This is a genomic window from Pseudonocardia sp. WMMC193, from assembly GCF_021728735.1.
GTDB lineage: Bacteria > Actinomycetota > Actinomycetes > Mycobacteriales > Pseudonocardiaceae > Pseudonocardia > Pseudonocardia oroxyli.
Genome location: NZ_JAKKDO010000003.1, coordinates 2,078,280 through 2,097,740, shown reverse-complemented (window position 1 = coordinate 2,097,740; position 19,461 = coordinate 2,078,280). Strand labels below are relative to the sequence as shown.

General features: G+C 76.0%; 20 protein-coding genes. 9 read left to right on the top strand and 11 right to left on the bottom strand.

What is annotated here, in order from left to right:
- Positions 1-11 precede the first annotated feature (11 nt).
- Positions 12-1,850 carry a DNA ligase D gene (gene ligD, locus L3X23_RS11435; RefSeq protein WP_237198001.1) on the top strand — a complete coding sequence of 613 codons (1,839 nt, stop codon included), beginning with the start codon at positions 12-14 and terminating at the stop codon, positions 1,848-1,850.
- Positions 1,851-1,897: 47 nt separating this feature from the next.
- On the opposite strand, the gene L3X23_RS11430 is transcribed toward ligD, so the two are convergent.
- Positions 1,898-3,940, bottom strand: coding sequence for a DEAD/DEAH box helicase (locus L3X23_RS11430; RefSeq protein WP_237192201.1), 2,043 nt, complete (start codon positions 3,938-3,940; stop codon positions 1,898-1,900).
- 322 nt (positions 3,941-4,262) lie between these two features.
- On the bottom strand, positions 4,263-4,778 hold the full coding sequence (locus tag L3X23_RS11425) for a DUF3558 family protein (protein WP_237192200.1): 516 nt from the start codon (positions 4,776-4,778) through the stop codon (positions 4,263-4,265).
- A 54-nt stretch (positions 4,779-4,832) separates the two neighbouring features.
- Between L3X23_RS11425 and L3X23_RS11420 the strand changes: the two genes are divergently transcribed.
- Positions 4,833-6,080, top strand: coding sequence for a hypothetical protein (locus L3X23_RS11420; RefSeq protein WP_237192199.1), 1,248 nt, complete (start codon positions 4,833-4,835; stop codon positions 6,078-6,080).
- Here L3X23_RS11420 and L3X23_RS11415 read toward each other — a convergent pair.
- The 4 genes from L3X23_RS11415 to L3X23_RS11400 form a co-directional block, all read right to left on the bottom strand.
- On the bottom strand, positions 6,052-6,882 hold the full coding sequence (locus tag L3X23_RS11415; RefSeq protein ID WP_237192198.1) for a galactosyltransferase-related protein: 831 nt from the start codon (positions 6,880-6,882) through the stop codon (positions 6,052-6,054). The genes L3X23_RS11420 and L3X23_RS11415 overlap by 29 nt on opposite strands.
- Positions 6,879-7,895: a glycosyltransferase gene (locus tag L3X23_RS11410; RefSeq protein ID WP_237192197.1), complete on the bottom strand. Its 1,017-nt coding sequence runs from the start codon at positions 7,893-7,895 to the stop codon at positions 6,879-6,881. The genes L3X23_RS11415 and L3X23_RS11410 overlap by 4 nt, the downstream gene beginning before the upstream one ends.
- Positions 7,892-8,941, bottom strand: coding sequence for a glycosyltransferase (locus L3X23_RS11405; RefSeq protein ID WP_237192196.1), 1,050 nt, complete (start codon positions 8,939-8,941; stop codon positions 7,892-7,894). The genes L3X23_RS11410 and L3X23_RS11405 overlap by 4 nt, the downstream gene beginning before the upstream one ends.
- A 124-nt stretch (positions 8,942-9,065) precedes the next feature.
- Positions 9,066-9,980, bottom strand: a complete 915-nt coding sequence (locus L3X23_RS11400) for a WcbI family polysaccharide biosynthesis putative acetyltransferase (protein ID WP_237192195.1) — start codon at positions 9,978-9,980, stop codon at positions 9,066-9,068.
- A gap of 78 nt (positions 9,981-10,058) precedes the next feature.
- On the opposite strand from L3X23_RS11400, the gene L3X23_RS11395 reads away from it, so the two are divergent.
- The 4 genes from L3X23_RS11395 to L3X23_RS36115 all read left to right on the top strand — a co-directional run bounded on the left by L3X23_RS11395 (position 10,059) and on the right by L3X23_RS36115 (position 14,134).
- Positions 10,059-11,042 carry a glycosyltransferase family 1 protein gene (locus L3X23_RS11395; protein ID WP_237192194.1) on the top strand — a complete coding sequence of 328 codons (984 nt, stop codon included), beginning with the start codon at positions 10,059-10,061 and terminating at the stop codon, positions 11,040-11,042.
- Entirely contained in the window at positions 11,039-11,977 is a 939-nt protein-coding gene (locus tag L3X23_RS11390; protein ID WP_237192193.1) for a glycosyltransferase, read from the top strand. The genes L3X23_RS11395 and L3X23_RS11390 overlap by 4 nt, the downstream gene beginning before the upstream one ends.
- On the top strand, positions 11,971-13,206 hold the full coding sequence (locus L3X23_RS11385; RefSeq protein WP_237192192.1) for a glycosyltransferase: 1,236 nt from the start codon (positions 11,971-11,973) through the stop codon (positions 13,204-13,206). Before L3X23_RS11390 ends, L3X23_RS11385 begins: the two co-directional genes overlap by 7 nt.
- 97 nt (positions 13,207-13,303) lie before the next feature.
- The gene (locus tag L3X23_RS36115; protein ID WP_237192191.1) at positions 13,304-14,134 is read left to right on the top strand and encodes a DUF1206 domain-containing protein; all 831 of its coding nucleotides are present in this window, start codon (positions 13,304-13,306) and stop codon (positions 14,132-14,134) included.
- Between the two features lie 13 nt (positions 14,135-14,147).
- Here the strand turns inward: L3X23_RS36115 and L3X23_RS11375 are convergent, their stop codons facing one another.
- Complete coding sequence (locus L3X23_RS11375; protein WP_237192190.1) at positions 14,148-14,507, bottom strand: nuclear transport factor 2 family protein; 360 nt, start codon at positions 14,505-14,507, stop codon at positions 14,148-14,150.
- Between the two features lie 291 nt (positions 14,508-14,798).
- On the opposite strand from L3X23_RS11375, the gene cysC reads away from it, so the two are divergent.
- Genes cysC through L3X23_RS11360 form a run of 3 tightly spaced genes read left to right on the top strand, consistent with a single transcriptional unit; the run spans position 14,799 to position 17,097 of the window.
- Positions 14,799-15,401, top strand: coding sequence for an adenylyl-sulfate kinase (cysC, locus tag L3X23_RS11370; protein WP_237192189.1), 603 nt, complete (start codon positions 14,799-14,801; stop codon positions 15,399-15,401).
- Entirely contained in the window at positions 15,398-16,315 is a 918-nt protein-coding gene (locus tag L3X23_RS11365; RefSeq protein ID WP_237192188.1) for a hypothetical protein, read from the top strand. The genes cysC and L3X23_RS11365 overlap by 4 nt, the downstream gene beginning before the upstream one ends.
- The gene (locus L3X23_RS11360) at positions 16,315-17,097 is read left to right on the top strand and encodes a sulfotransferase (RefSeq protein WP_237192187.1); all 783 of its coding nucleotides are present in this window, start codon (positions 16,315-16,317) and stop codon (positions 17,095-17,097) included. The genes L3X23_RS11365 and L3X23_RS11360 overlap by 1 nt, the downstream gene beginning before the upstream one ends.
- Positions 17,098-17,127: 30 nt before the next feature.
- Here L3X23_RS11360 and L3X23_RS11355 read toward each other — a convergent pair whose 3' ends face one another.
- From L3X23_RS11355 to L3X23_RS11340, 4 genes are all read right to left on the bottom strand, one after another.
- Positions 17,128-17,520 carry a nuclear transport factor 2 family protein gene (locus L3X23_RS11355; protein ID WP_237192186.1) on the bottom strand — a complete coding sequence of 131 codons (393 nt, stop codon included), beginning with the start codon at positions 17,518-17,520 and terminating at the stop codon, positions 17,128-17,130.
- Positions 17,507-18,523 (bottom strand): GlxA family transcriptional regulator, encoded by a 1,017-nt coding sequence (locus L3X23_RS11350; RefSeq protein WP_237192185.1) that lies wholly within the window; start codon positions 18,521-18,523, stop codon positions 17,507-17,509. Before L3X23_RS11350 ends, L3X23_RS11355 begins: the two co-directional genes overlap by 14 nt.
- Positions 18,524-18,531: 8 nt before the next feature.
- Positions 18,532-18,693 (bottom strand): hypothetical protein, encoded by a 162-nt coding sequence (locus tag L3X23_RS11345; protein WP_237192184.1) that lies wholly within the window; start codon positions 18,691-18,693, stop codon positions 18,532-18,534.
- A 103-nt stretch (positions 18,694-18,796) separates the two neighbouring features.
- Positions 18,797-19,405 carry a TetR/AcrR family transcriptional regulator gene (locus L3X23_RS11340; RefSeq protein WP_237192183.1) on the bottom strand — a complete coding sequence of 203 codons (609 nt, stop codon included), beginning with the start codon at positions 19,403-19,405 and terminating at the stop codon, positions 18,797-18,799.
- Between the last annotated feature and the right edge of the window lie 56 nt (positions 19,406-19,461).

Sequence of the window (19,461 nt, the reverse complement as noted above, 5' to 3'; positions counted from 1 at the left end):
CCGTGCAGCCCATGCTCGCCACCGCAGGCCCGCCGCCGGTCGGGCCGGGCTGGGCCGTGGAGTTCAAGTGGGACGGGGTGCGTGCGCTCGTCGAGATCCGGGACGGCGCGGTGCGGCTGGTGTCGCGCAACGGCAACGACGTCACCGCGGGCTACCCGGAGCTCGTCGCGGCCCTCCCCGTGGACCGCGACCTCGTGCTCGACGGCGAGATCGTCGCCCTGGACGCGGACGGCAGGCCGGACTTCGGACTGCTCCAGCACCGGATGCACGTCCGGTCGCCCGGCGCGCCGCTGCTCGCGCAGGTCCCCGTCCAGCTCTACCTGTTCGACGTGCTGTCCGTGGACGGCACCCTCGTCGTCGAGGAGACCTACGACGCCCGCCGGGAACGGCTGACCGGCCTGGGGATCGCGGGCGGGCGGGTGTCGGTCACCCCGTCGTTCACCGACGTCAGCCCCGCGCAGGGGCTCGACGTGGCCCGGGCCCACCGGCTGGAGGGCATCGTCGCCAAGCGCCGGAGCAGCCGGTACCTGCCCGGGCGGCGCAGCGAGTCCTGGGTCAAGACCGCGCTGTTCCACGCGCAGGAGGTCGTGCTGGCCGGGTGGACGGCCGGGCGCGGCAACCGCGGGAAGACCCTCGGCGCCCTGCTCATGGGGGCCTACGACGGCGGCGCGCTGCGCTACCTGGGCAACGTCGGCTCCGGCTTCTCCGAGGCCGCCCTGACCCGGCTGCGGGCGCAGCTGCGACCGCTCGTGCGCGCGGACAGCCCGTTCGACGAGGAGGTGCCGCGGGAGTACACCCGCGGCGTGACCTGGGTGGAGCCGCGGCTGGTGGGGGAGGTGGAGTACCGCACGCTGACCCACGACGGGCGGCTGCGGCACACCGTGTGGCGGGGGCTGCGGCCCGACCGCGACCCCGGCGAGATCACCGTCCCCGGTGCCGCGCCCCCGCCGGAACCGCCTGCGGGGCGGAAGGGGAGCTGGTCGGTCGGCGGCCGCGAGGTGGCCCTGACCAACCTGGACAAGGAGCTGTTCCCGGGGATCACCAAACGGGAGCTCGTGGACTACTACGCCCGCGTCTCCCGGCACCTGCTGCCGTACCTGGCCGGGCGACCGGTGAACCTGCACCGCTTCCCGGACGGGATCGACGCCCCCGGGTTCTGGCAGAAGGAGCTCCCGGCGCACGCCCCGGACTGGGTGCGGACCTGGGAGAACCCCGACGCGGAGCCGGGGGAGTCCCGCCGGTACGCGGTCGTCGACTCGACGGCCACGCTCGTCTGGATGGCCAACCACGCCGCCGTCGAGCTGCATCCGTGGACGTCGTCGACGGCCCGGCCGGACGAGCCCGACTGGGCGTTGGTCGACATCGACCCCGGCCCCGACACCGACTTCGACGACGTCCTGGTCCTGGCCCGGCTGCACCGCACGGCGCTCGCCCACCTCGGCGTCGAGGGCAGGCCGACGGTGACCGGGCAGCGCGGTGTCCAGATCCGGATCCCGGTGCGCCCCGGATACCGCTTCGCCGACACCCGCGGCTGGGTGGAGCGGCTGTCGAAGGCGGTGGGGCGCACGGTGCCCGAGCTGGTGTCGTGGGAGTGGCACACCGACCGCCGGGACGGCCGCATCCGGCTCGACTACACCCAGAACGCCCGCAACCGCACCCTCGTCGCGCCCTTCAGCCCGCGGCCGCGGCCCGGCGCGCCGGTCTGCGTGCCGATCGAATGGGACGAGCTCGACGATCCCGCCCTGCGCCCCGACCGCTGGACCCTGCGCACGGTCCTGGAGCGCCTCGAGTCCGCAGGCGACCCGCTGCGCCCCCTGATCGGCCGCGAACAGGAACTCCCGCGCCTCTGACCTGCGGCTCCGCCGCTCGTGAGTGGTCAGTGGTGCTAGAGCACCACTTACCGCGCACGGGCGACGGAGTCGCTGGTGAGGGCGTCGGTGAGCAGGGCGACCAGGGCCGCGTGCTGGACGTCGGTGGAGTTGCCGATCTCCTCGTCGCTGCCGTCGAGGGCGACGGCGGCCAGGCCCGCCTTGCTGTCGATCAGCTCGGCGATGCGGGCGTCGATCGTCTGCGCGGCGATGATGCGCCAGGCCGTGACCGGCATCGTCTGGCCGATGCGGTGGCTGCGGTCGATGGCCTGGGTCTGCTCGGCCGCCGTCCAGGACAGCTCCGCGAGCACGACGTTCGACGCGACCTGAAGGTTCAGGCCCACGCCCGCCGCCGTCAGCGAGCAGACGGCGATCGCGACCTCGGGATCCTGGACGAACGCGTCGATGTTGCGCTGGCGCACGCGCGGGGTCTGGTCGCCGCGGATCGACGAGAACCGCACGCCCTGCCGCTCGAACAGCTCCTCGGCCGCGTCCATCACGTCCACGTGCTTGGCGAAGAACACCACCTTGCCCGCGCTGCGGGCCAGCTGGGCGGCGTAGTCCGCCGCGAGCGCCGCCTTCGCCTGGCCGATGGTGCGCATCATGCCGAAGACGTTGTCGCCGGACCCGGCCTCGGCCGCGTCCTTCTGCTCCCAGCGGGCGACCTGCGCGACGAGGTCGTAGTCGATCCCCTCGACCACCTCGACGCCCCGCCGAGCGTCCAGCGCGGTGGTGTACCGCTTGACCAGGCGGCGGGCGAGCTCCTGCTCGGCGGCCCGGATCGAGCGGCCCGCGGCGCCGTCGAGCTCCACGGGCAGGTCGGCGATCCGCCGGGCCGGGATGTCCGCGGCCACGTCCACCTTGCGGCGCCGCACGATGCCCTGGTCCACCACGGCCTGCCGGGCCGCCGGGTAGAAGCCCGGGTCCGCCGGGTTGTAACCGGTCGCGGTCAGCGCGTTCATCAGGTCGGCGCGCGGCTTCTCGGCGTCGATCCAGCCGAGGAACTGCCAGATGGCCAGGAAGTCCTCGATGTCGTTGATCAGCGGGGTGCCGGTGAGCGCCATCATCAGCGGCCGCGGGGTGAAGTTCCGGATCCGGTCCGCCAGCTCGAGGACGTGCTTGCTGCGCTGCGAGGACTTGTTCTTGATGAAGTGCGCCTCGTCGACGACCATGCCGCGGAACCCGAAGTCCCCGAGCCAGCCGACGTGCCGGTCCAGCACCTCGTAGTTGACCACGACGATGTCCGCGAACCCGTCGATCGAGTCGCCGTTGCCCTGGATCACCGTGGCCGGGCGGCGCGGGGTCCAGAGGCCGGCCTCGCGCGCCCAGTTCGTCTTGACGACGTTCGGCACCACGACGAGCAGGGGATAGGCGTCCGCCGCCTCCGCGGCCAGCAGGGACTGCGCGGTCTTGCCGAGGCCGGGCTCGTCCGCGAGCAGGAACGTGCGGTGGCCCTCGGCGGCCGCCTGGACCAGCCGCGCCTGGTGGGGCATGAGCTCGCGCCCGCCCGCGATGCGCGGGAGGGCCTCGGGGAGCTCCATGCACGCGGGGGCCCCGCTGCTCGCCCGCTCGAACGAGCGCAGCAGCGGCCCCAGCAGCTCCCACCCGGCCAGCGGGGTGGGGCGGATCGTGGCCGGGCGCGCGGCGGAGAAGTCCGGGGCGAGGAAGGGGTTCGCCATCTGCCGGGTGATCACGGCCTGCGGGACCACCCGGGGCTTCGCCGGGGCCTCCTCGACCGGGGCCACCGGCTCGGGCTCCGGCTCGACCTCGACACCCGCCTTGAGCAGCACCTCCCGGGCGAGCGCGCGGGCCTCGTCGGAGACGGCGGCGTGCTCGTCGAGCAGGGCGAGCAGGGTGGGCTCGCGCACGGCGCTCATGGCGAGGGCCTTCGCGACGCCGTCGATCCGCTTCAGCTGCTCGGTCTTCTGCCGCTCGGTCAGCTCACCGGCCTTGACCCGGGCCCGCTCCTCGCGCAGCAGCAACGCCACGGCCTGGAACTTCGTGCGCGTGGTCGGCGTGACGCGGCCGTGGCGCAGCGCGCCCTCGACCTCACGGACCGAGCGCGCGAGCACGGACAGCACATCGGTGGGTCCGTCCCCGGTGCGCTCACGGCGCGGAGCGGGGCGGCGAGCCCGCGTCTGGGGCTTGCCTCGTCGAGCCAAGAACTCCTCCTGAGGGACAGTCCGGTCGGGTCGCGCACGAGGCTGTGCGCGTACGACCGCCGTCGAGTGCGGGGTCCGACGCGGCTGCCGCGCCGGGAGGATCACCCGGGGGTTCGACGGAGCGGGCGCCGAGGGCTGGAACCAGCCCGGAAGGCGCGCGGCCGTGTCCATCGTACGGGATGGGGGGTCCGGAGTGCAGGAGCGGCGTGTCCCCGGTACCGGGGGCACCGGCTCAGCCGACCCGTTGGCGCACCTTCTCGACGAGCGCGAGCCCGCTCGCCCGGTCCGCCGCCGAGTCCGTGGTGGAGACCTGGACCATGCAGTCCCGGTCGCCCGCCGCGAACTCGATGCCGCCGTTGATGTCGCGCATGTCGGTGCCGACCTTGCGCTCCTCGCCCAGCATCGGGTCCCACTTCGGGAGCACTCCGCCGGGTGCCGAGCCGGGGTTCCCGACCTCGACGGTCACGCTGTGGTAGGTGGTCTGGTTCTCCCACATGCAGCCGCCGCCGGCGGTGGAGATCCCGGAGGGCCGCCCGCCGTCGTTCGCGCCGATCAGGTCGCTCACCTCGGCGGCGCTGAGCAGGGCACACCCGTCGATCGGGGGGCCCGCGTCCGCCCCGGGGAGCTGGGAGGCCGCCTGCTCCTGAGCCTCCTTGACGGTGGGCGTGCCCGCGGTGGTGGACGCGCAGCCGGCGAGGGTCAGGGCGCCGAGCAGGAGGATCGCGGAGAGGCCCCGCTGGTGAGTCATGCCGGGTACTCGTCCGTGACGGCCGGATCGTCACACTCGCTAGGTTGATCCACCATGCAGCCCACCCGCGACCTCACCGATCCCGAGCAGAACGAGGCGGTGCTCCGGTCCGCCTCCGCCCTGCTCGCCGACGCGGGCGCGGCCGTCCCGGTCGCCGTCGACGCGGAGGCCCGGGCCGTGGCGGACTCCCGGCGGCGGCTGGCCGCGCTGACCGGCCCCGTGCACCTGACCGTGGTCTGGGCGATGTACGGCGAGACCGGGCGGATGGCGACCCGCGCGCAGCACCCGCACGGCGAGGACTTCGTGCGGGTCAAGGTCCGCCAGCTCGACTGGCTGACCGCCGGGCTGCCGGAGGTGACCTGGAGCATCCTCGCGGTCGACGACGGCTGCCCCGACCGGCCGTCGAGCGCCGAGGCGATGGCCGCGATCGCCGCCGCCGAGGGCTACCCGACCGAGGGCCACCGCGCGGTGTCCGTGCTGCGGCTCGCCGACGTGCTCGAGGGCGGCCCGTCGATCTCCCCGGCCTTCGACGCGCTGACCTCGACCGACCAGTCCCGCAAGGGCGGCTCGATCCTCGCCGGGCTGGCCGTCGCCGTCGCCGCGGGCGCGGACGTCGTCTGCTACACCGACGCCGACCTCTCGGCGAACCTCGCCATGCTGGGGTCGCTGGTCGCCCCGGTCGTGGCGGGGGAGGGCGTGGTCGCGGCGCTGGGGCAGCGCTACGGCATGACGGGGGCGGTGCTGGTCAAGGCGGACGGCCCGTCGGTCGAACCGCACAGCACCGGCGACAAGCCGGACAAGCTGATCGTGCTGTTCCGGCACGTCGTGCGGGCGATGCTGGTGCCGGACCTCGCGCACGTCCTGGACACCCAGGCGGGGTTCAAGGCCTTCGACGCCGCCGCGCTGCGGCCGGTGCTGGGCCGGGTGACGGCCTTTCACGAGACGTTCGACGTCGAGCTGCTGATCCTGCTCGCGCAGGCCTACGGCCCGGCGTCGCTGGTCGTCGAGCCGATCGTGTTCACCGAGGACCTGGCCGCCACGAACTTCCCCTCCGTCGACCCGGGCGCGCGCCACCTCGCGATGGTGGAGCAGGTCGTGCAGCTCTACGACCGGCTGGTCGCCCCGGTCGCGCCGGCCACCGGGGAGGCCGCGGACCTGCTCGACCTGCTGCGCGGGCTGGATCTCGACGGCTACGTCCGGCTCGTCGAGGGGCTGCGCGCGGAGGACCCGGGCGACCCGACGCTGTTCGACCGCCGCTGGCCGGTCGCCCACCTCAGGGAGCTGGCCGCGCCACCACGCTGAGCTCACCCGCCTCGGGGGCGAAGACCACCCGGCCCGCGCGGTGCAGGTCCTCCAGCCAGCCCCGCATCGGCCAGTCGCCCCAGCGGCGGTGGAACCGGCGGGCGTTGCGGACGATCTCGGCGACCCGGTCGGCGTCCTGTCGGGCGGGCGGGTGGTGCTGGTGGAAGGCCCGCGCGCCGCCCACCCAGAACATCTCGGCGCCGCGGTCGCGGGCGCGCCGCGCGAAGTCGGTGTCCTCGGCGCCGTAGCCGCGGAAGCCCTCGTCGAACCCGCCGAGGGCCCGCCAGGTCTGCGGCGTCACGGCGAACGACAGCGACCAGAACAGCTCCACCCGGTCCTCGGCGACGACCTGCCCGGGCGCCGGGGCCGGGCGACCCGGGTGAGGGGGAGCGAGGTCGGCGAGGCCGCTGGTCGGGTACCCGCCGGGTCCCGCGGGCGGGAGGTAGTGGACGGGTCCGCACAGCAGCGCGCCGTCCCGGGCGGCCGCGGTGTAGGAGGCCGGGAGGTCCGGGCCGGGGATGCAGTCCACGTCGAGGAAGACGAGCAGGTCGGCGCCGCGATCCAGGGCGGCGGCGGCCCCCGCGTTGCGGGCGGCGGCGAGCGGCAGACCCTCCGGCGACGCGTCGACCTCGAGCCGGACGGTCTCGGGCCCCGGTGACTCCGGCGCCCGCCCGCCCATCCCGACGACCACGTGCAGGCCGTCGTGCAGGCACTCGCCGAGCGCGGCCCGCTGCCTGCGCAGGTGCCCGGCCCGCCCCGCGACGGTCGTGACCACGGCGGTCCGCACCCGGTCGGTCCTCATGCCGTCGCTCGGACGTCGGCGAGCAGCCGGGCGGCGCGCGCCACACCCGACCCGTCGGACCACTGCGCCCACGCCGCGCCCCCGCGGCGGCGGGCCTCGCCCAGCAGAGCGGGCCAGCACTCGGCGGCGGGCCACCCGTCCGCCACCTGGGCGAGGCCGTGGCGGGTCAGGGCCGCCCCGGTCGCCGCCTGCTCGCCGTGCGGGCGGGACTGGGGCAGCACGATCGCGGGGCGGCGGGCCGCGGCGACCTCGGCGACGGCGTTCTGGCCGGCGTGGGTGACCACGACGTCCGCCTCGGCCAGCGCGGCCCAGACGTCCTGCACGTGCCCCAGGGGCCGGACGCGCGCGGGCACGTCGGGTCCTGCGGTGCCGGTGACCGCCCACGACCAGGTCGGCGTGGCCGCCGCCGCGGCGGCGAGGTCCGCGGCCGCGGGCCCGGCGCCGCCCCGGCCCCAGAGCACGAGCACCCGGTTCCCGTCGGGTGGGGGTGCGGCGGTGCGCCCCTCGTACCGCGACACCGCCCCGACGTGCTGCGCGGTCTCGGGGTGCGGGCGGAGCAGGTCCGGCAGCGCGGGCCAGGGCAGCAGGACGCGCGCCGCGAGGTCGTAAACGGTCCGGTGCGGCCGGTCGTCTCGCACCCCGGGTTGGCCGACGACCACCACCGGGACCCCGTGCAGCCGCGCGAGCAGCCCCATCTCGACCGACACGTCGGCGACGAACAGCCGGACCGCGGGGTCGGCGAGCGCCCGGGACGCCAGCGCCGTGCGCGCGCGGAGGCCTCGATGACCACGCGGGACCCAGTGCAGCGTGCCGCCCGCGGTCACGTCCTCGCCCTCCAGAGGCCCACCGGTGTCCAGGGGCAGGTCGATCCACTCCCCGGGCCACCCGGCGGGCCGCGGGAGGCTGGACAGCCCGATCACGGGCACGGCGTCCTGGGCGAGCGCGGACGCGATCGCGACCGCCCGGTGCACGTGGCCGCTGCCCTGGTGGTGGACGTAGTAGAGGACGGTCATGCGGCGATCGCGTCGTACAGCCGCTCGTACCCGGTGATCATCGCCTCGACCGAGCAGACGGTCTCGGCGCGGCGGCGCGCCGCCTCCCGGTCGAGCCGGGCGGCGGCCCGGATCGCGGCGGCCAGCCCGTCGACGTCTCCGGGTGCGGCGAGGACCCCGCACTCGTCGTCGAGGATCTCCGGCAGCGCACCGCGGGCGAACCCGGCCACCGGGGTGCCGCAGGCCAGCGCCTCCGCGACGACGAGGCCGTAGGGCTCGTCCCAGCAGGGGGAGACCACCGCGGCCGACGCGCTCCCGACGAGGCGGGCCAGCCGCCGGTGGTCGAGGTGTCCGACGTAGCGGATCCGGTCGGTCAGCAGCGGCGCGACCTCGTCCCGGAAGTACGCCGCGTCGGGGGTCGGACCGGCGATGCGCAGCCCCGTCCCCGCCCGGTCGGCGGCCCGGACGGCCTCGACCACGCCCTTCTCCCGGACCAGCCGACCCGACCACACCGGCGACCCGCCGCCGGGGCCGGGTGACCACCGGTCGGTGTCGACGCCGTTCGGGATCACCTCCGGGTCGGCGCCCAGCGGGCGCCACCGGTCCGCGGTGTGCCTGCTCACCGCCGCGAACACCGTCCCCGCCCGCGGGATCCGGACCGCGGACTCCAGCCACGGGGTCGGCGGCGTGTGCAGGGTGGTCAGCACCGGCGCCGGGACGCTCGCGGCCATCGCGACGGGCAGGTAGTGCAAGGAGTTGTTGTGCACGACCGTGTGGCCGCCCGCGCCCAGGTCGAGCATGAGCTGCAGGTAGGCGTGGTGCTCGGCGAGGAACCACTCCGGGGGCATCCCGACGTCGCTGCGGGCGTCGGTCGAGATCTCCGGGAGCCGGGCCATCGCCCGGACGCCGAGCCTGCGGTCGGAGTCCGGCGCCCCGAACACGGTGACGTCGTGGCCCCGCTCGCGCAGCCCCGTCGCCAGCTGCCAGGTGTGGGCCTCCAGACCGCCCGGGAACGGTTCGCGGAGGGGGTAGCGGGCGGAGGCGATGAGCGCGATCCGGTGTCTCATGTGGACTGGACGGGCGAGGTGTGCACGGGTCGGTCGCTCCACGGTCGGTCGTCCTGCGCCGTGGGGAAGGCGGGCAGGCAGGTCGTCGGTCGGTCACGAGCTGCTGCTGAACCCGGCGCCCCGATCATCGGCCCCCGAGCGGGGACGCACAACTCGAGCCCAGGACCTCCAGGTCGGCGGCGTAGCGCTCCAGCCCGGCCGGCACCCAGGCGGGGTGGTCCGCGTACCACCGCAGCTGCGGCGCGCGGACGTCGTCCTCCGTGACGGGGGTGCCGTGGACGAGCCAGTGCGGCCGGGCGCGGTCGGGGTCGAGGCCGAGGGCGTCGAGCACCTGCGGGTCGAGCGGGGCGCGGATCCCGCCCAGGAGCTCGCGGCCGGGGTCGGCGACCTCCCCGCGCAGCCCGAGGTGCGCGCGGACGCGTCCGGCCAGGGCCAGCAGGACGGGGTTGGCGGGGTGGTTGAGCACGTGCACGGCGTCCAGCCCGAGGGGGCGCAGCACGTCGGACACCCCGACGTCGCAGGCCCGTTCGCGGCGGGCCAGCTCGGCGACCGAACGCTCGGCCACGGCCCGGAACGCCCCGGCCGCGGGCCTGCCGAGGCTCCGGCCCGCGGCGGCGCCGAGCGTGCGCAGGTCGTGGTAGGGCACCACCGGCGGCACGGCGGCGGGGTCCGAGGGGTGGCGCACGATGGCCGTCCACGGGTGCAGCCCGCGGTAGCGGATCACCGGCCACATGACGGTGCGGGCGTCCGCGGGCAGGTGCGCGCGCAGCTGGGCGGTGCCGATCGGCAGGTCCCGGTAGTCCGCCCGCACGGGCTGGCTCAGCACCAGCCGGGTCCGGGCCAACAACCGGGCGACGTGCGGCAGGTCCGCGGCGGTGAGCTCGTGCACCGGCGGCACCCGGACCGTCGTCAACGGCAGGCCCGGCGCGAGCGCGACGCGCAGCGCCTCGGCCTGGCAGTTGCCCCACACCACGGCGAGGGGGCCGCGGGGTGGTCCGTCGTAGAACGCGCCGTAGTGGCGCCGCCGTCCGGGATCCATGTGGTCATCGTCGGGTGGGTCCGGGGGTTTCGCGCGCCGACGGCCGGGCATTCCCCGTCCCGCGAGAGGGAGGTCCACATGCGGGTGGTCTCGGTGCCCGAGGGGCATGCGTACGTGCGGAACACCGGTGGCCCCGGGGTCGTCCGGCTGCCGGACCCGCCCGTGCCCGGCGCGCCCGCGGGGCAGTGGTGGCCCTCGCCGTGGCTGGACCCCGAGCGGGTCCGGCGCGAGGCCGGGACCGTCGACGTCTACCACCTGCACTTCGGGTTCGACGCCTGTCGCCCCGCGCAGCTCTCGGCGCTGGTCGGGGCGCTGCGGGCGGCCGGGACGCCGCTGGTGTTCACCGTCCACGACCTGCGCAACCCCCACCACGTGGACACCGCGGCGCACGACGCCGCCCTGGACGTCCTCGTCCCCGCCGCGGACGCGCTCGTCACGCTGACCCCGGGCGCGGCCGCGGAGATCGCGCGGCGGTGGGGGAGGACCGCGCGGGTGATCCCGCATCCGCACGTCGTGCCGCTGGACCGGGTGCCGGTCCCGCGCCCGCACGAGGGGTTCCTGGTGGGCGTGCACGCGAAGTCCGTGCGCACCAACGCCGACCCCGTGGGGATCACCCGCCTGCTGGCCGCGGCGGACGTGCCGGACCTGCGGATCCGGTTCGACGCCCACGACGACGACCGCGGCCGGGCCGCCGCCCGGGCCGTCGCGGGGCTGCCGGGGGTGGAGGTGCACGTCCACCCGCCCTTCACCGACGACGAGCTGTGGGCCTACCTCGAGAGCCTCGACCTGTCCGTCCTCCCGCACCGGTGGGGCACCCATTCGGGCTGGTCCGAGGCCTGCCACGACCTCGGGACGCCGGTGCTGGTGCCGGACTGCGGGTACTACCGCGAGCAGGGGCCCTGCCTGGTCCACCGGTGGACGGCGGCCTCGGTGGCGGCGGCGCTGCACCGGGCGCGGCACCTCCCGCGCGCGCCCGCGCGGGGACGGGCCGCGCAGCGGGAGCGGATCGCGCAGGCCCACCTGGATCTGTATCGGGCCGTCACGGCACCGGTGCCGGCGTGAGGGTCGCCGTCCACGCACCCGGCGACCCGGGGCACGGGGTGGTCCGGCACGCCCGTGCGGTCGCCGGGCTCGCGGGCCTCGCCGAGCCCTCCGAGCCCTCCGAGCTCTCCGAACACGACGGGCCGCCGGACCTGGTCCACGCCCACTTCACCGACGCGCTCTTCGGCCCCGACGTCGCCACGGCCGCGCGCGCCTTCGCGACGTGGGCCGCGGACCTGCGGCGACCGCTGGTCGTCACGCTGCACGACGTCCCCGGCGCCGACCCCGACCCCGCGCGGGACGCCCGCCGCGCCGCCGGCTACCGGCGGGTGATCGCCTGCGCCGACGCGGTCGTGGTCTCCTCGCGGCACGAGGCCGAGCGGGTGCGCCGGGTGGCGGGCGCCCTGGCCCGCGTGATCCCGCTCCCGCTCCCGCTCCCGGCGCCGCCCGCCCCCGCGCCGGCGTGGGCGGAGCGGCCCTCCCTGGTCGTGCTCGGCTTCGTGTACCCGGGCAAGGGCCACGACCTGGCCCTGGACCTGGCCGCGGGCCGCGGGCTGCGGGTGGTCGCGGCGGGTGCCGTCGTGCCGGGGCACACCGCGCCCGCGGGCGTACTGGTCACCGGAGCGCTGACCGACGCGGAACTGGCCGCCGCCGCGCGCGCCGCGGCGGTGCCGTTCGTCGCCAACCCCGGGGTGAGCGCCAGCGGGTCGTTGCTGGCCTGGCTGGCCCACGGCCGTCGCCCGGTCACCGCCGCGGGGGCGTACGCGGACGAGGTCGCGGCGGACACCGGCGCGCTCGCTCCGACCACGGACCTCGCCGCGGCGCTCGACCACGCCGTGGCGTACCCGGCCACGACGTGGCTCGACACACCGCCCGCCTGGCCGGACGTGGGTGCGGCGCACCGCGCGCTCTACCGGGACGTCCTCCGGAGTCGGGCGGCGGTGAGCCGGTGCTGAGCGACCGGTCCGTCCCGGGGAACCGGTGGGACCTGCTCGACCCGCGCACCGCCCCGCGGCCCGAGGTCGGCGTGGTGGTCTGCCACTACGAACAGCCCCGCCTGCTCGCCCGCACGCTCGCCGCGCTGGCCGACCAGACCCTGCCGCCGGTGGACGTCGTCGTCGCCGACGACGGGTCGCGGCACCTCCCGCAGGTTCCGGCGGGCGTGCGGGTGGTCACCCAGGAGGACCGGGGGTTCCGGGCCGCCGCCGCGCGCAACCTCGGCGCCCGCCACGTCCGCGGCGAGATCCTCGTCTTCCTCGACGCCGACACCGTGCCCGAGCCGGACTGTCTCGCCGTGCTGACCGCGCGGGCGGCGCTGTGCGGCGACGTCCTCGCCGTCGGGCGGCGGTGTCACGCCGACCTGTCGGCGCTGCCGCCCGGGGCCGACCCGCGCTCGGCCCCGCGGCTGCCCGACCCCGCCTGGCTCGACGAGGCCTACGCCCGGTCCCGCGACCTCCTCGACGCCGACGGGCGCAGCTTCCGCCACGTGATCAGCGCGGTCCTGGCCTGCCGCCGGACCCTGTTCGACGACGTCGGCGGGTTCGACGAGCGCTTCGTCGGCTACGGCGGGGAGGACTGGGACCTGGCCTACCGCGCCTGGAACGCGGGCGCCGTCCTGGTCCGCGAGCGCGGCGCGGTGGCCTGGCACGACGGCGTGGACTGGGGCGGGCGGGCCGCCGATCCCGCGGTGAAGGACCGCGAGTCCGCGCGCCTGGCCGCGCTGATCCCCGAGCCGCACACCCGTGGGGCGCCGCTGCCGGTCGCGGTGGCGGACGTGCTCGTCGACGTCGACCCGGCCGCCGACCCGATCCGCACCCGGCACGCGCTGCTCCGGCAGACCCACCGGGACCTGCGGATCCGCGGGGGCCCGGCCGAGCTCTACGGCGCCGCGGTGCAGGAGGGGGAGTGGTCGGTCGACCAGCTCCGCCGCGCGCGGGCCCGGCTGCACGTGACCGGCGTGCTGCCGCCGACCGCGCTGGCGGCGGCGATGGCCCGGCTGGTCGACGAGGACCTGGGGTGCGTGGCGCTGCACTCGCCCGCGGGCGCGCCGCTCGCCCTGCTGCGCTCGACGCGGGCGCTGGGTCGGGCGCGGCGGGGACACCGCGGCGGGTTCGGGTCCGAGACCCTGGTCGTCGAGCCCCCCGCGGTGCGCGGCGACCTGGCCGCGTTCTTCGACCGGATCTGAAAGGCCGGCGCCGTGTGCCGGACCCGAGCGCGGGATCCCGCCCACAGCGGCCGGTCGGGCGAGTGCCGGAGGCCCGCGGGGCTGACATCCTGACGCGGTGACCGACGACGCCGTCACCGCTCGGGCCCGTGGACGTGCCGAGCGGGTGGCCGACCACCCCGCGCTCGACGTGCTCGCCCGGGTCGGGCTCGCCGCCTACGGGCTCGTGCACCTGCTGATCGCGGTGCTCGCGGTCCGCATCGCCGTCGGGGCGGGCGGGCAGGCGGACAAGGCCGACAAGACGGGCGCGCTGCAGGCCGTCGCGGCCACGGGCGCGGGCCGTGTCCTGCTGTGGCTGGTGGTCGGCGGGCTGGCCGCGCTGGTGGTCGACCGGCTCCTGCACGCGGCGGTCGGACACCGGGGGCTGCCGCGGGCGGCGCGGGTGCGGCGCACCGCCGTCGACCTGGCCGAGGCCGTGGTCTACGCGCTGCTGGCGAAGACGGCCGCGGACGTGGCGGCGGACGGCGGTGCCGACCCGTCGACGCCCCCGCTGCCGTCCCTGCTGCTGGCGCTCCCCGGCGGCCCCTGGCTGCTCGGGGCCGCCGGGCTCGGCGTGATGACGGTCGCGGGGTACGCGGCCTACCGGGGGCTCAGCGGCGCCTTCCACCGCGATCTCGACCTGCGCGGGGCCGGGCTGCGGCGCTCGCTGCTGGTCCTGCGGCTGGGCCGGATCGGCTGGACCGCGCTCGGGACCGTCTACCTGCTCTCCGGTGGTCTGCTGGTGGTCGCGGCCGTGCAGCACGACCCCGCCCAGCCCGTCGGGCTCGACGCGGCCCTCCAGGGCCTGGCCGAGCACACCGTGGGACCCGCGGTGCTCCTCGTCCTCGCGGCGGGGCTGGTGGTGTTCGCGGTCTACACGGTCTTCCACGCCCGGCACCGGGCGGCGTAGGGCCGGCGGAGGGTCAGGCCCCGGACAGCAGCATCGTCCAGACCTTGACGATCCTCCCGTCCTGCACCAGCGCGACGTCCGCGCCGGTCACCACCGGCGGCTGCCCCTCCGGGCCGAACCGCCACTCCAGGAAACCGAGGTCCTGGACGACCCGGATCGGCCCGCCGGGGCTGAACACGAACCCCGGGGCCTCGTCGAGGATCTTCTGCGCCTTCGCCGCCAACGCGTCGAACCCGGTCACCGTCTCCTCCGGGTCCGCGAACGAGACGTCCGTCGCGTACGTCCGCGCGATGGCCTCCGCGCGCCGCGCGGGGTCGCGCTCGTTGAACACGTCCAGCAGGTTCGCCCGCATGAGCTCCTCGATCGTCGCCATGTCCCGCAGTCTTCCTTCCCGTGGAGTGCACCGACTGTGGGGCGCAGTCTGGCTCGCCCGGACCGGTCCGGACAATCTGCGGGCGGCCGTCCAGTCGGCGGACACGGCGTTGCCGGTGGCGGCCATTTCGGGTGACGATGGGGCACATGGCCGCCCGGACCCTGCTCGAGCCGTTCTGGCCGGGCCGCCGGGCCCACGCCTACGACCAGTTCTGTCGGTAGGTCGCGCCGCCGCCCCGCGGTGGCGCGGCCCTCGTGTGTCTCCACCACCACACCGACCGCCGGAGCCCCCGTGTCCGACGCACTCGTCCAGCAGCCCGCCCGTGTCCGCATCGGGACCCAGCGGGGTGCCACCGTCTGGCTGACCGGACTGCCCAGCGCGGGCAAGTCCACGATCGCCCACGCCGCCGAAACCGTCCTGCGCGCCCGCGGGCTGCGGGTCGAGGTGCTCGACGGGGACGCCGTCCGCCCGCACCTCGCCGCCGCCCGCGGCTACTCCCGGGACGACCGGGCGATCAACATCCGCCGCATCGGCTGGGTCGCGGAGCTGTTGGCGCGCAACGGGGTACTCGTGCTGGTGTCGGCGATCGCCCCGTTCCGGGACGTCCGCGAGCAGGTGCGCGCGGCCCACACCGAGAACGGCACGGAGTTCCGCGAGGTCTACGTGAGCACCCCCGTGGAGGTCTCGGCCCAGCGGGACGTCAAGGGGCTCTACGCCCGCCAGCGCGCCGGCGAGATCTCCGGGCTGACCGGGGTGGACGACCCCTACGAGGTGCCGGACCGGCCCGATCTCGTCATCCCCGCCCACGAGCAGTCGGTCGACGACTCCGTCGCGCTGCTGCTCACCCATCTCACCGACGGCGGGCTCACCGGCCCGACCGAGGAGCAGTCATGATCCTTCCGATCCCCCGATGGACCGACGCCGTCGTCGCCGTCCCCGCACCCGGCGCGGGCGCGGGGAACTGGGTGGGCGCGCCCAGCGTCGTGCTGACCGACGACGGCGAGTACCTGGCGGCGTACCGGCTGCGGGCGCCGCTCGGGCTGGGCCGCGGTCTGGCGACCGTGCTCGCCCGCTCGACCGACGGGGTGGCGTTCACCGAGGTCGCGCGGGTGACCAAGGACCGGTTCGGGGCGGAGTCCCTGGAGCGCCCCGCGCTCGTCCGCACGGCGGAGGGCAGGCTGCGCCTCTACGTCAGCTGCGCCACCCCCGGCACCAAGCACTGGTGGGTGGACGCGCTCGAGGCGGACACGCTCGAGGAGCTGCCCACCGCGCCGGTCGTGACCGTGCTGCCCGGCGACGAGCGGCACGCGGTCAAGGACCCGGTGATCGTGCGCGACGGCGCGGTGTGGCACCTGTGGGCCTCGGTCCACCCGCTCGACGTGCCGGACCACGAGGACCGGATGACCACCGAGCACTACACCAGCCCGGACGGCCTCACCTGGCGGCACGCGGGCACCGCGCTGCGTGGCCGGACGGGGAGCTGGGACGCCCGCGGGGTCCGGATCAGCGCCGTCTTCCCGGTGGAGGGCCGCTGGGCCGCCACCTACGACGGCCGTGCCACCGCCGAGGAGAACTGGGAGGAACGCACGGGGCTCGCCTACGCCGACGACGACGGGGTGTTCCACGCCGAGGGGGCGGCCCCGGTCGCGGAGTCCCCGCACGCGGGCCGCGGGCTGCGCTACCTCAGCGTGGTCGCCCTCCCGGCGGGCGGCTACCGGCTCTACTACGAAGGCACCCGCGCCGACGGGGCGCACGAGCTGCGCACCGAGCTGCTGCGACCGTCCGTGCCTGCCGTGCCCGCCTCCTGATGCCGCCGGACTTCCTGCTGGTCGGCGCGGCCAAGTGCGGCACGTCCGCGCTGCACAACGCGCTGGCCGGGCACCCGGACCTGTTCCTGTCCACCCCCAAGGAGCCCAAGTTCTTCCTCACCGACGGCCCGCCGCCGGACTCCGGTGGCGGGCCGGGAGACGTGCCGACCTGGGGTGAGCACGTGTGGCGGCGCGCGGACTACGAGGCGCTGTTCGCCGCCGCGCCGCCCGGTGCGCTGCGGGGCGAGTCGACGGTGTTCTACCTCTACGACCCGGAGGCGCAGCGGCGGATCGCGAAGCTGGTCCCGCAGGCGAAGCTGATCGCGGTCCTGCGGGACCCGGTCGAGCGGGCGCACTCGAACTGGGCGCACCTGCGCGGGGCCGAGCTGGAACCCGAGGCGGACTTCCTGCGGGCACTCGAGCTCGAGGAGGAGCGGATCGCCGCGGGCTGGGCGCACTTCTGGCACTACGCGGCGCAGGGCCGCTACGGCGAGCAGCTCGACCAGCTGTTCTCCCTGGTCCCGCGCGAGCAGGTGCTGCTGCTGCGCTACCGCGAGCTGCGGGACGACCCGGTGACCACCGCGGACCGGGTCTGCGCGTTCCTGGGCGTGCCCACCGGCCTGATCGCCGGCGTCCCCCGCCACCATGTGCGGCCGGACGTCCACGGCCGGACCTCGGGCCCCACCGCCGCCGAGCGGGCGGCGGCCCTGCCCCGCTTCGCCGCGGACCTGCCGCGGGTCGCGGCCCACACCGGCTGGGACCTCAGCGACTGGGCCCAGTGACCTGAGGATCCCGGCCGCCGGGTGGCCCGGTCAGAACATCGTGTTCGTGTTGGCGGCCTGCTCGGGGACCTCCTGGAGGACGTCCCAGTGTTCGACGATCTTGCCGTGCTGGACGCGCCAGATGTCGGCCGCGGCGAGGCCGCGGTGGCCGGGGGTGAGCTGGAACCGGCTGTGGGTGACGACGAGGTCTCCGGACGCGACGGTGCGCTTGATCTCCAGCTGCAGCTCCGGGAACCGCCCGCGCATGTGGTGGACGTACCCGATGAACGCCTCCGCGCCGTCGGGGGCGCCGGGGTTGTGCTGGATGTAGGTGGCGCCGAGCGCGGCGCGCGCCGCGGCTTCGGGCTCTCCCTCGTTGAAGGCGCGGGTGTAGAACTCGGTGACGAGCGCGGTGTTCTCGGTCGCGGTGTCAGGCGTGGACATGGTGCTCCTCGGCGGTCGGGGGCGGGTCGGATCTCGGGACGTGGAAGCTGCGGCGGTAGGCCGTCGGGAGGAGGCCGAGGCTGCTGCTCAGATGGTTGCGGAGGGAGGTCGCGGTGGCGTAGCCCACGGCGCTGGAGACCTCCTCGATGGACAGGTCGGTGTTCTCGAGGAGCTCGCGTGCCCGGGCGAGGCGGTGCAGGGTGAGCCAGCGGCGCGGGGCGATGCCGGTCTCCTCGGTGAAGCGGCGGACGAGCGTGCGTTCGCTCATGTGGGAGCGGCGTGCGAGGTCGGCGATCGTGATCTTCGTGTCGAGGTGCGCCAGTGCCCACTCCCGGGCCGCGGCGGTCGACGTGTCGGCGGCGTCGGGCACCGGCCGGTCGATGAACTGGGCCTGTCCGCCCTCCCGGAACGGGGGGACGATGCAGCGGCGCGCGGCGCGGCCGGCGACCGGGGATCCGTGGTCGGTGCGGATGAGGTCGAGGCACAGGTCGATGCCCGCCGCGGCGCCCGCCGAGGTGTGGACGTCCCCGTCGTGCACGAACAGCACGTTCTCCGCCAGGTCGATGTGCGGGTACCAGGCGCGGAACAGCGGGGCGCACTCCCAGTGGGTGGTCGCCGTGCGGTCGTCGAGCAGGCCCGCCGCGGCGAGGGTGAACCCGCCCGTGCAGATCGACACGATCCGGGTCCCCGGCCGGACGAGGGCCAGTGCCGCCCGCACGTCGTCGTCCACGTCGGGCCGCAGGTGTCGCGGATCGACGGGCGGGACGACGACCGTGTCGGCGCGGGCGAGGACCTCGGGTCCGTGGTCGGGGAGCACGGAGAACCCGGCGTTGGTCGCCACCGGCCGCCCGGTGGGGCTGCACACGAGCACCTCGTACCCCGCGTCGGCCGCGCCGAAGATGCGGGCGGGGATGCCGAGCTCGAACGGGTAGCCGTGCTCCTGGGCGAGCGCGACCACGGTGTGTGTGCCGGCCGCCGCTCCCGGGAGCGCGGCCCGGCTCATGGTCGAGCTCATCCCTGCCGGGCGCGGCGCAGGGCCGCGGCCCCGAGGACCGCGCCGAGGTCGAGCTCGAGGGCCGGGTTGCCGACGATGAGGTTCACCGGCGGGCTCGCGCAGGTGACCCGCGCGATCTGCGGCGAGACCCGGGTGAGGGTGACGATCGAGTCGGACATCCGGTTCCTTCGGGCGGTGGGTGGGTGGTCGACGCTACGAACCCGCCGGCGCCGGCACGAGTGACGGGAACGTCATGTCCCGCTACGAACGCGCCAAACCCGGTCACCGCCGCGGTCCCTCGCCGCCGGCCGTCTCGTGGTCCGCTGTGATCAGGGCCCGGATGCTGCGTCGGCTCTCGGCGAGCAGCGCCTCGCGCGCCTGCGGATCGTCGACGGTCCGGGCGAGCTGCACGGTGCCGATCAGCAGGGCGAGGCGGCTGCGGACGACCGCGTCCGGTGTCGTGGCGGGCAGCCCGGCGAGCCGACGGAAGGCATCCGTCATCCGGGCCGCGGCCTCGGCGTAGCGGTGCCGCACCTCGGGCGCCGACCGGGCGATGTCGGCGAGCAGGGCCGCGGACACGCATCCCCCGGCGCGGTCGTCGCAGTGCGCGCCGGAGAGGTATCCGTCGAGCACCCGGTCCAGTCCGTCGGGGAGGGCGGCCGCGGCCTCGAACACCCCGGCCTGCCGCCGCACCTCGGCGGAGACGACCTCGCCCACGAGGTCCTCCTTGGAGCGGAAGTGCGCGTAGAACGCCCCGTTCGTCAGGCCCGCGTCCCTCATCAGCGCCGTCAGCCCCGCGCCGTCCAGCCCGTCCCGGCGGAACCGCCGCCCGGCCGCGCGGAGGATGCGGTCCCTGGTCCGTGCCTTGTGCACCGCCGGATACCGGGCCACGTCCGCACCTCCCGCTCGTCTCCCCGTCGCCGCGAGGCGATGATATGACGACCATC

Bases quoted from the DNA above. Each gene is read 5' to 3' on its own strand.
- ligD (WP_237198001.1), top strand. From the start codon at position 12: ATGCTCGCCACCGCAGGCCCGCCGCCGGTCGGGCCGGGCTGGGCCGTG.
- L3X23_RS11425 (WP_237192200.1), bottom strand. From the start codon at position 4,778: ATGACTCACCAGCGGGGCCTCTCCGCGATCCTCCTGCTCGGCGCCCTG.
- L3X23_RS11420 (WP_237192199.1), top strand. From the start codon at position 4,833: ATGCAGCCCACCCGCGACCTCACCGATCCCGAGCAGAACGAGGCGGTG.
- L3X23_RS11415 (WP_237192198.1), bottom strand. From the start codon at position 6,882: ATGAGGACCGACCGGGTGCGGACCGCCGTGGTCACGACCGTCGCGGGG.
- L3X23_RS11410 (WP_237192197.1), bottom strand. From the start codon at position 7,895: ATGACCGTCCTCTACTACGTCCACCACCAGGGCAGCGGCCACGTGCAC.
- L3X23_RS11405 (WP_237192196.1), bottom strand. From the start codon at position 8,941: ATGAGACACCGGATCGCGCTCATCGCCTCCGCCCGCTACCCCCTCCGC.
- L3X23_RS11400 (WP_237192195.1), bottom strand. From the start codon at position 9,980: ATGGATCCCGGACGGCGGCGCCACTACGGCGCGTTCTACGACGGACCA.
- L3X23_RS11395 (WP_237192194.1), top strand. From the start codon at position 10,059: ATGCGGGTGGTCTCGGTGCCCGAGGGGCATGCGTACGTGCGGAACACC.
- L3X23_RS11375 (WP_237192190.1), bottom strand. From the start codon at position 14,507: ATGGCGACGATCGAGGAGCTCATGCGGGCGAACCTGCTGGACGTGTTC.
- L3X23_RS11365 (WP_237192188.1), top strand. From the start codon at position 15,398: ATGATCCTTCCGATCCCCCGATGGACCGACGCCGTCGTCGCCGTCCCC.
- L3X23_RS11360 (WP_237192187.1), top strand. From the start codon at position 16,315: ATGCCGCCGGACTTCCTGCTGGTCGGCGCGGCCAAGTGCGGCACGTCC.
- L3X23_RS11355 (WP_237192186.1), bottom strand. From the start codon at position 17,520: ATGTCCACGCCTGACACCGCGACCGAGAACACCGCGCTCGTCACCGAG.
- L3X23_RS11350 (WP_237192185.1), bottom strand. From the start codon at position 18,523: ATGAGCCGGGCCGCGCTCCCGGGAGCGGCGGCCGGCACACACACCGTG.
- L3X23_RS11345 (WP_237192184.1), bottom strand. From the start codon at position 18,693: ATGTCCGACTCGATCGTCACCCTCACCCGGGTCTCGCCGCAGATCGCG.